Origin of the sequence: Pantoea sp. ARC270 (genome assembly GCF_003236725.1) — a bacterium.
GTDB classification, from domain to species: Bacteria; Pseudomonadota; Gammaproteobacteria; order Enterobacterales; family Enterobacteriaceae; genus Pantoea; species Pantoea anthophila.
The window spans coordinates 1-9390 of the sequence record NZ_PUGA01000065.1 but is presented as its reverse complement, the minus strand read 5'-3'; the positions used below and the strand labels follow the sequence as shown (position 1 = coordinate 9390).

The following is a 9390-nucleotide window of genomic DNA, read 5'->3' as shown; positions in this document are numbered from 1 at the left end:
GCAGTGGCATGAGGTTGAGGCGACGCTGGCACAGCGTTCAGCCGGCAGTGGCAACGTCAGCGTCAGGGCGCAGGAGCTGCGTGGTGAGCTGTCGATGGCACCACAATCCCCGTGGCAGGTGAATCTGGATTACCTTTATTACAATCCGCAGTGGAACAGCGAGACGACCAGAGGCAGCAAAGCGAGCACTCAGCAGGCCAGTAATATTAATTTCAGTCGGTGGCCGGCTCTGCAACTGCGCTGTAAAGAGTGCTGGGTACTGGGGCAGAAATATGGTCAGGTCTCTGCGATGCTGCAACCCAAAGGGGATACGTTAGCGCTTACTAACGGCAAGGTGGATACCGGCAGTTCACAGCTGAAAATCAGCGGGGAGTGGGTAAATCGCCCGAACGACCCGCGCACCTCGCTGAAGGGCACGCTGAAAGGTCCTAATATCAATAATGCGACCAACTGGTTTGGTGTGAATACGCCGCTGCGTGATGCGCCATTCGACATTGCCTATGACCTGCACTGGCGGTCGGCGCCGTGGCAGCCCTCCGCAGAGACGCTGAGTGGCACCCTGAAAACACACTTTGGTAAAGGCCAGATTGCGGATGTGGACACCGGCACGGCTGGCAAGATCCTGCGACTGGTGAGCTTTGATGCATTGCTGCGCAAGCTGCGCTTCGATTTCAGCGACACCTTTACCAACGCGTTCTACTTCGATTCGATTAATGGCACGGCCTGGATCGAGAATGGCGTGATGCGCACCGATAATCTGCTGGTGGATGGGCTGGAAGCTGACATCGCTATGCAGGGCAATCTCGACCTGGTGAAGCGTCAGATCGATATGGAAGCGGTGGTGGCGCCGGAGATCTCCGCCTCGGTGGGTGTCGCGACCGCCTTCGCGATTAACCCGGTGGTGGGCGCGGCGGTTTTCGCCGCCAGTAAGGTGCTGGCTCCCTTGTGGAACAGGATATCGTTGCTGCGTTATCACATCAGCGGGCCGCTGGATAAACCGGAAATTAATGAAGTGCTGCGTAAACCGCGTGAAACAGACAACAAGTGAATTTGACGCCGTACCGGAATTACCGCAGGCTATGATTATCTGAGCACATAATGAGTGAGAAACGATGACTCTGAACCTGGTAAGTGAGCAGTTACTGACTGCTAACGGCATTAATCAGCAGGACCTATTTTCCCTGTTAGGGCAGCTTTCAGAACGTCGTCTGGATTATGCCGATCTCTATTTTCAGTCCAGCTTCCACGAATCCTGGGTGCTGGAAGACAAAATCATTAAAGATGGCTCTTACCATATCGACCAGGGCGTGGGCGTTCGCGCGGTCAGCGGTGAAAAAACCGGCTTCGCTTATGCAGATCAGATTACACTGAATGCGCTGCGTCTCTCCTCTGACGCCGCTCGCAGCATTGTCCGTGAACAGGGCAACGGCAAGGCACATACGCTTTCTGCCGTCATGAACCGTTCGCTTTACCCGGCGGTCGATCCGCTAAACAGCCTGACGCGTGAAGAGAAAATTGCGCTGCTGCATCGCGTTGACCAGGTGGCCCGTGCGGCGGATCCGCGCGTGCAGGAGGTCAATGCCAGTCTGACCGGCGTTTACGAGCAGGTGCTGGTGGCTGCGACGGATGGCACGCTGGCGGCGGATGTCCGTCCGCTGGTGCGTCTCTCTGTCAGCGTACAGGTGGAAGATCAGGGTAAACGTGAGCGCGGCGCCAGCGGCGGCGGTGCACGCACCGGTTATGCGTTTTTCCTGGCCGATGAGAATGGCGAAGTGCGTGCGGACGCCTGGGCGCGTGAAGCCGTTCGCATGGCGCTGGTTAATCTCTCTGCCGTGGCGGCCCCGGCGGGCGCATTGCCGGTGGTACTGGGCGCGGGCTGGCCTGGCGTGCTGCTGCATGAAGCGGTGGGGCACGGTCTGGAAGGCGACTTCAATCGCCGTGGCACCTCCGTATTCAGCGGTAAAATCGGTCAGCAGGTCGCGTCAGAACTCTGCACCGTGGTGGATGACGGCACCCTTGAAGGGCTGCGGGGTTCACTGGCGGTCGATGACGAAGGCGTGCCGGGTCAGTACAACATGCTGATTGAGAATGGCGTGCTGAAAGGCTACATGCAGGACAAGCTGAATGCGCGACTGATGGGCGTCAGCCCGACCGGTAACGGTCGCCGCGAATCCTATGCGCATCTGCCCATGCCGCGTATGACCAACACCTATATGCTGGCCGGCAAATCAACGCCGCAGGACATCATCGAAAGCGTTGAATATGGCATCTATGCGCCCAACTTTGGTGGCGGCCAGGTGGATATCACCTCCGGCAAGTTTGTCTTCTCCACTTCAGAGGCCTATCTGATTGAGAAGGGCAAGATCACCAAACCGGTTAAAGGTGCAACCCTGATCGGCTCCGGTATTGAAGCGATGCAGCAGATCTCGATGGTCGGTAATGACCTGGCGCTGGATAAAGGCGTGGGCGTCTGCGGCAAAGAGGGGCAGAGCCTGCCGGTCGGTGTGGGTCAGCCAACGCTGAAGCTGGACAAACTCACCATCGGCGGCACCGCCTGATGTGACCCCGACAACCCGCCCGCTGGCGGGTTGTCAGCTTTTGCGGTGCAGCTGATACTGTTCCGCAACCTGCTCAAAATAGCCGGTCAGATAGTCGATACAGACCTGTACCTTGAGCGGCAACTTATCCTTCTCGGTATAGAGCGCATAGACCGGTCGCGGATCGGACTGATATTGCGGAAAGAGAATATCGACCTCACCTGCGGTGATCTCATCAATCACCCACATCATCGGCACATAGGCGATGCCGTTACCGGACTTCAGCCAGCGTAGCAGCGTCAGCGAATCATTGGTGACAAACCGTCCCTGCGGGGCCAGCCGGGTGACGATGCCTTCTGGCGCAATCAGCTCGAAGTTGTTGTCGGGCCGAACGCTGTATTCCAGCCAGGAAAAGTTATCGATATCCCCCGGTTTCTCCGGCGTGCCATGCTGCGCCAGATAGCTCCTGGCGGCGCACACCACCATCGGCATCGCGCCAAGGCGACGTGAAAACAGGCTGGAATCTTTTAAGGCCCCGACCCGAATCACCAGGTCCAGACCGTCCGCGATCAGGTCCGGAGCGGGGACGCCGGTCACCAGGTTTACGCTCAGCCCCGGATAGTCGCGCAGCATATCGCTGGTCATGCCCGCTAACACGTTCTGTGCCATGGTCGAGGAGCTGCCGATACGCAGCACCCCAATGGGTGTGTTGTTAAACGCATAAAGCTGTTCATGCACCTGCGTCGCTTCCGCCAGCATACGGCGGCAGCCCTGATAGTAGATTTTGCCCGCTTCGGTGAGCCCGATACTGCGGGTACTGCGATTCAGCAGCTTAACCTGCAACGTATCTTCCAGCTTCGCGACAATCTGGCTGATTGAGGAGACACTCAGATGAAGCTGACGCGCCGCAGCGGTAAACGAACCAAGTTCGACCACTTTGGCGAAGACAGACATGCCCTTCAGTCGTTCCATTATTTACTCTGGCTTAAAAGTGATTTAGATCACATTCTGTAGAAAACTTATAGTCAGGCGCGTTATTATAAGCGCGCCGGGGTATCTCCCGGTGACTCTTCATTGCCTGATGCCCTGTGATGATACGCTATTATTAAGCCAGCTGCGGTTTGTATCGCGCTGTCAGCTGGGTTTGCTGTGACAGCTGAAAAGGCAAAGGAGACTCCCGGCAAGGTTGAACTAAGGATTTCTGATGAGTGTGCTTCCGGTATTTGTCATGTTTGGGCTCTCGTTTCCGCCCGTATTCATCGAACTTATTCTCTCACTGATGCTGTTCTGGTTAGTGAAACGTGTGCTGACGCCGAGCGGTATTTATGATCTTGTCTGGCATCCGGCACTTTTTAATACAGCGCTTTACTGCTGTGTGTTTTACCTTGTCTCCCGTTTATTAGTCTGAGGTTTAAGTGAAAGCACTCATAAGAAAAATCGCGCGTTACGCGATTACACTCCTGCTGGTTATCATTGCTGTGGTTATCATCTTCCGTGCCTGGGTGTTCTATACCGAATCCCCCTGGACGCGTGATGCGCGCTTCGCGGCAGACGTAGTGGCGATCTCACCTGACGTGACCGGCCTGATTACCGACGTTCCGGTGCACGACAACCAGCTGGTGAAGAAGGGCGACACGCTGTTTGTGGTTGACCGTCCACGCTATCAAAAGGCGCTCGAGCAGGCTCAGGCAGACGTGGAATATTACCAGGCGCTGGTGAGTGAGAAGCGGCGCGAAGCTGGCCGCCGTAACCAGCTCGGCACCTCGGCGATGTCGCGCGAGGCGATTGAGCAGTCCAACAACGATCTGCAGACCAGCGAACATCAGCTGGCGAAATCGGTGGCGACACGCGATCTGGCGAAGATCGATCTGGAGCGCACCACCGTGAAAGCGCCCTCAGATGGCTGGGTCACCAACCTGAATGTCTATCAGGGCGAGTTCATTACCCGCGGCTCTGTGGCGGTCGCCCTGGTGCAGCAGCACTCCTACTATGTGCTGGCCTATCTGGAAGAGACCAAGCTGCATGGCGTAGAGAAGGGCTTCCGTGCGGAAGTGACGCCACTTGGCAGCAACATTGTGCTGCGGGGGACCGTAGATAGTGTGGCGGCCGGTGTCACAAACAGCAGCAGCTCGGTTGACAGTAAAGGCATGGCAACGGTCGATTCCAACCTGGAGTGGGTCCGTCTGGCGCAGCGTGTTCCGGTGCGCATCCGTCTGGATCAGCAGCCCGGCAACCGCTTCCCGGCCGGGACAACGGCGACCGTGGTCATTACCGGTCAGGCCGATCGTCAGCCTGAGCAGGTTTCACCGATGGTCCGCCTGTTTAATCGCCTGCGTGAGTTTGGTTAAGAGGGCGATATGATTGAGTTCCTGCGGTTCCCGGTAAAGCTGACCTTTGCGCTGGTGTTAGCGCTGATGGTCGGCTTTCACTTCAACCTCGAAACGCCGCGCTGGGCGGTGATGACTGCCGGTATTGTGGCGGGCGGCACCGCGTTTGCAGCGGGGGGCGATCCCTATTCGGGGGCGCTTCGCTATCGTGGCGTTTTGCGTATTATCGGGACCTTTATCGGCTGTATCGCCGCGCTGACCATCATGATTGCCACCGTTCGTGCGCCGGTTGTGATGCTGCTGCTGTGCTGCATCTGGGCAGGGCTCTGCGTCTGGCTCTCTTCGCTGATCAAAGTTGAAAACTCTTACGCACTGGGACTGGCGGGCTACACCGCGCTGATTATCGTGGTGACCGCTGACGCCAGCGGCGGTCTGACCCTGGTGCCGCAATATGCGGTCGAGCGCTGCAGTGAAATCGTGCTCGGCATTCTGTGTGCCATTCTGGCCGACATGATCTTCTCACCACGCTCGATCAAAAAAGTGATCGATGCGGAGGTCGACTCGCTACTGGTGGCGCACTATCAGCTGCTGCAGCTCTGCGTCGCCCACGGTGACAAAGAGGAGGTCGATAAAGCCTGGAGCGCGCTGGTCCGGCGCACCACCGCCCTTAACAGCATGCGCAGCCAGCTGATGATGGAGTCGTCACGCTGGAAGAACAGTAACCGCCGGCTGCAGATGCTTAATACCCTGTCGCTGACCCTGATTACGCAGGCAGCCGAAACCTTTCTGATCCAGAATTCGCGTCCGGACTACATCCCCCCTCAGTATCGCCTGATGATTGAAAAGCCCGCCACGACGGTTGATGAGGTGCACAAGCGGATGAAGGTGATGCGGCGGGTTATGGGGGCCAGAGACAAAACGGCCCCGGTGACGCTGAGCAGCTGGGTGGGTGCCGCGACGGAATATCTGCTGCTGCTGAAAGGCATCCGAAGTAACAGCCGGATCACGTCGCTGGAGGAGGAGATCCTGCAGCGCGAGGTGGTGATTCAGGCGCGCTCCGCCGAAACACACCATGCGATGATCAACGGTATCCGCACCTTTGTGGCGACCGCGCTGGGCTCTCTGTTCTGGCTCTATACCGGCTGGACGTCGGGCAGTGGCTGTATGGTCATGCTGGCGGTTATCACTGCGCTGGCGATGCGGATGCCTAATCCACTGATGATGGCAAAAGATTTTCTCTACGGCATGACGGTTGCGGTGCCGCTGGGCGCGCTCTACTTTATGTATGTGCTCCCCTCGACCCAGCAGAGCGCGCTGCTGCTCTGCATCGCCATCGGCCTGCTGGGCTTTATCGGAGGCATCTTCATTCAGCGGCGTCAGCTCGGCACGCTGGGGGCGCTGATCGGCACGCTTAACGTGCTGGTTCTCGATAATCCGATGCAGTTCCACATCAACGTTTTTCTCGACAATGTGCTCGGCCAGGTCATCGGCTGCTTTGTGGCGATGATGGTTATTCTGCTGATTCGAGACAAATCGAAGGCCCGCACCGGCCGTAAGCTGCTGAACCGCTTTATGTATGCGGCGGTTTCGGCCATGACGACTAACCAGGCGCGTCGGCGTGAAAATCATCTGCCGGCCCTCTATCAGCAACTGTTTCTGCTGCTGAACCTGTTTCCGGGCGATATCAATAAATACCGTATTGCCCTGACGCTGATCATCGGTCATCAGCGTCTGCGTGACGCAGACATTCCGATCAACGCGGATCTCTCTGCTTATCACCGGCAGCTGCGCTATACAGCTGACCGGGTCATCTCTGCCAGCAGCGATGACAAGCGGCGCTACTATTTTGAACGCCTGCTGAAAGAGCTGGATCTCTATCAGGAGAAACTGGTCCATTACGAGGCGCCTGTCAGCGTTACGGAACCGGTAAAACGCCTGGCCTTGATGCTGGATAAGTACCAGAACACGCTCATCCAAATCTGAATCTGGCCGCTGCGATCGGCAGCGGCCTGCGCAATCCCCGCCCGTCACAAAACCTGTCGCTTTTGCCAACTATACTCTTCAGACGGAAGCGTAAAACTGACAGGAGCGAATCAATGACATCACTGCAACAGAGCGAGCTGTTTCAGACCGGCTATCTGGCAGACGGCCAGTGGCACCCGGCGGCATCCACCTTTGATGTAATCAATCCGGCAACCGGCGAGGTCATTGCACAGGTCGCCAAAGCGGGCAGGGCTGAAACGGCACAGGCGATCGCCGCAGCAGAACGCGCCTTTCCCGCCTGGCGTGCGCAGACGGCAAAAGCGCGTGCTGAGATTCTCACTCGCTGGTACCAGCTCATCATTGAGAACAAACGCTGGCTGGCCGAACTGATGACGACGGAACAGGGTAAGCCGCTGAAAGAGGCGGAGGGCGAAGTGGAGTATGCCGCCAGTTTTATCCAGTGGTTTGCCGAACAGGCGAAGCGAGCCAATGGCGAGATCATTCCGCCCGCCAAAGCGGGTTCCCGCATCCTGGCCACCCGTGAACCGATTGGCGTTGTGGCCGCCATCACACCGTGGAACTTCCCGATGGCGATGCTGACCCGCAAGCTGGGGCCCGCACTGGCCGCGGGCTGTACCGGCATCATCAAACCCGCCAACAATACGCCACTCTCCGCCTTTGCCCTGCTGGCCCTGGCGAAACAGGCTGGCGTCCCGGATGGCGTGCTGAACGCCGTAGCGGGTGACACCCATGCCATCAGCGACGCCATTATGGCCAGCAAAGCGGTGCGGAAGATTTCGTTCACCGGTTCAACCCAGGTGGGCAAGCTGCTGATGCGCAATGCCGCCGAAACCATGAAGAAAGTGTCCATGGAGCTGGGCGGTAACGCGCCTTACATCGTCTTTGACGATGCCGACATCGATGCCGCCGTACAGGGTGCAATTGCGAACAAATTCCGCAATGCGGGTCAGGTGTGCGTCAGCGTGAACCGTTTCTACATCCACAACAGTGTTTACGATCGTTTCACCACGCAGCTGGCCGCAGAGGTGAACAGGCTTAAGGTGGGTAATGGTCTCGATGAGGGCGTGATTGTCGGGCCATTGATTGAAGCGTCGGCGGTGGAGAAAGTGGAACAGCACGTCAATGACGCGCTGGCAAAAGGCGGCAAACTGCTGGCTGGCGGCGAGCGCCATGCGATGGGCGGCAACTTCTGGCAGCCAACCGTGATCGCCGAAGCACACGAAGGGATGCAGCTCGCGCAGGAAGAGACCTTTGGCCCGGTTGCTGCCTGCTTCCGCTTCGATGATGAAGATGAGGTGATCCGCCGCGCCAATGATACGCCATTTGGCCTGGCCGCCTACTTCTACACGCAGAATCTGCAGCGGGTGTTCCGCGTTTCAGCGGCGCTGGAAAGTGGCATGATCGGCATTAACGAATGTGCCGTTTCAACCGAGCTGGCACCCTTTGGCGGCGTCAAAGAGTCGGGTCTGGGCCGTGAAGGTTCGGTACTCGGCATGGAAGAGTATCTGGAGGTCAAAGCGCTGCATCTGGGCGGTTTGGGCTAGCAGAAGGGCACGGGCGGCGAAGGTCGCCCGCAGACGGAGCATGGGAGCCGTCAGCATGAAAACCGAGCGTTTTGATTTTAATGAAATTGTCGACCAGGCCCATTTTTTCCGCCAGTTTAGCGAGCGATTCGCGCTGGATGAGCGTCGCATCTGCGATCTGGATGGGTTATGGGATGTGGTGACGGGGGATCTGCTCCCGATGCCGCTGGAGATTGAGTTCATCAATCTGGGCAGAGGACAGCGACGGCGTTATGGGGCCCTGATTTTACTCTTTGATGAAGCTGAAGAGGAGCTGGAAGGTCAGCTTCACTTTAACGTCAGATGAAAAAAGGCCCCGGCGAGCGGGGCCAAAGGGTTCGTCATGATAGTGACGAGGAATTACTTATAAAGCTGTGCGGTGATGTGGTAGTTATCACCGGTACGCGCCTCGATCACTTTATAGGCGCTGGCACCCTGTTCATCGGCTTTCTGAGACAGTTCAGCGCGATAATCCATCGGTGCGCCCGCGGTACCACTGATGGTTACGGTGCCCGCAGGCTGCAGGTTCTGCGTCTGATCGCCGGTTACCAGCTGCGCGGCGGAAGCGCCGAAAGCCATAACGGAAAGCAGACTGACTGTAGCGATGGTTGTTTTGATGTTCATGTTCGTCTCCTCATTACATTCAACAACCTGCGGTTAATCATTGGTGCGGGTCGTCGATATTTTCAACGCCATAAGGCGTCATCACAGTGAATTATTTATACAGCTCAGCGGTCACATGCCAGGTGTTGTCCTGGTTGTTTTCGATGATGCGATAGTGGCTTGCGCCCTGCGCATCCGCTTTCTCCGACAGAACCTGACGGATATGCGTCTGGTCGCCGTTACGGCCCGCAATGCTGATGGTCTGGTTCATTGACTGCAAACCCTGCGCCTGTTCATTAGAAACCAGGCTGGCGGCACTGGCACCTGCTGAAAACAGGGCGATGCTCAGTGCAGCGA

Annotated in this window: 10 protein-coding genes; 7 read left to right on the top strand and 3 right to left on the bottom strand. The window is 57.5% G+C overall.

Going from position 1 to position 9390, the window contains the following annotated elements; all coding sequences use genetic code 11:
• Nucleotides 1-1048 (top strand): AsmA-like C-terminal region-containing protein (locus CKF42_RS20535; protein WP_304598461.1); only part of this gene is annotated, 1048 nt, incomplete at its 5' end.
• Between the two features lie 64 nt (nt 1049-1112).
• On the top strand, nt 1113-2558 hold the full coding sequence (gene tldD / locus CKF42_RS20530; protein WP_009087505.1) for a metalloprotease TldD: 1446 nt from the start codon (nt 1113-1115) through the stop codon (nt 2556-2558).
• Nucleotides 2559-2591: 33 nt separating this feature from the next.
• Here the strand turns inward: tldD and aaeR are convergent, their stop codons facing one another.
• Nucleotides 2592-3509 carry an HTH-type transcriptional activator AaeR gene (gene aaeR, locus CKF42_RS20525; RefSeq protein WP_009087503.1) on the bottom strand — a complete coding sequence of 306 codons (918 nt, stop codon included), beginning with the start codon at nt 3507-3509 and terminating at the stop codon, nt 2592-2594.
• 232 nt (nt 3510-3741) lie between these two features.
• Between aaeR and aaeX the strand changes: the two genes are divergently transcribed.
• The 5 genes from aaeX (at nt 3742) to CKF42_RS20500 (ending at nt 8737) form a co-directional block, all read left to right on the top strand.
• Nucleotides 3742-3945, top strand: coding sequence for a p-hydroxybenzoic acid efflux pump operon protein AaeX (gene aaeX, locus CKF42_RS20520; RefSeq protein ID WP_009087501.1), 204 nt, complete (start codon nt 3742-3744; stop codon nt 3943-3945).
• A 7-nt stretch (nt 3946-3952) separates the two neighbouring features.
• Nucleotides 3953-4885 (top strand): p-hydroxybenzoic acid efflux pump subunit AaeA, encoded by a 933-nt coding sequence (gene aaeA / locus CKF42_RS20515; protein WP_009087499.1) that lies wholly within the window; start codon nt 3953-3955, stop codon nt 4883-4885.
• Between the two features lie 9 nt (nt 4886-4894).
• Nucleotides 4895-6847, top strand: coding sequence for a p-hydroxybenzoic acid efflux pump subunit AaeB (gene aaeB, locus CKF42_RS20510; protein ID WP_046102620.1), 1953 nt, complete (start codon nt 4895-4897; stop codon nt 6845-6847).
• Nucleotides 6848-6960: 113 nt separating this feature from the next.
• Complete coding sequence (locus CKF42_RS20505) at nt 6961-8412, top strand: NAD-dependent succinate-semialdehyde dehydrogenase (protein ID WP_111209080.1); 1452 nt, start codon at nt 6961-6963, stop codon at nt 8410-8412.
• Between the two features lie 55 nt (nt 8413-8467).
• Nucleotides 8468-8737 (top strand): hypothetical protein, encoded by a 270-nt coding sequence (locus CKF42_RS20500; protein WP_009087492.1) that lies wholly within the window; start codon nt 8468-8470, stop codon nt 8735-8737.
• 53 nt (nt 8738-8790) lie between these two features.
• Here CKF42_RS20500 and yhcN read toward each other — a convergent pair whose 3' ends face one another.
• Complete coding sequence (yhcN, locus tag CKF42_RS20495; RefSeq protein ID WP_009087490.1) at nt 8791-9054, bottom strand: peroxide/acid stress response protein YhcN; 264 nt, start codon at nt 9052-9054, stop codon at nt 8791-8793.
• A 91-nt stretch (nt 9055-9145) separates the two neighbouring features.
• The coding region (locus tag CKF42_RS20490) for a YdgH/BhsA/McbA-like domain containing protein (RefSeq protein WP_111209079.1) at nt 9146-9390 on the bottom strand (245 nt) is incomplete at its 5' end.

Coding starts and splice junctions, on each gene's coding strand:
- tldD (WP_009087505.1), top strand. CDS start 1,113: ATGACTCTGAACCTGGTAAGTGAGCAGTTACTGACTGCTAACGGCATT.
- aaeR (WP_009087503.1), bottom strand. CDS start 3,509: ATGGAACGACTGAAGGGCATGTCTGTCTTCGCCAAAGTGGTCGAACTT.
- aaeX (WP_009087501.1), top strand. CDS start 3,742: ATGAGTGTGCTTCCGGTATTTGTCATGTTTGGGCTCTCGTTTCCGCCC.
- aaeB (WP_046102620.1), top strand. CDS start 4,895: ATGATTGAGTTCCTGCGGTTCCCGGTAAAGCTGACCTTTGCGCTGGTG.
- CKF42_RS20505 (WP_111209080.1), top strand. CDS start 6,961: ATGACATCACTGCAACAGAGCGAGCTGTTTCAGACCGGCTATCTGGCA.
- CKF42_RS20500 (WP_009087492.1), top strand. CDS start 8,468: ATGAAAACCGAGCGTTTTGATTTTAATGAAATTGTCGACCAGGCCCAT.
- yhcN (WP_009087490.1), bottom strand. CDS start 9,054: ATGAACATCAAAACAACCATCGCTACAGTCAGTCTGCTTTCCGTTATG.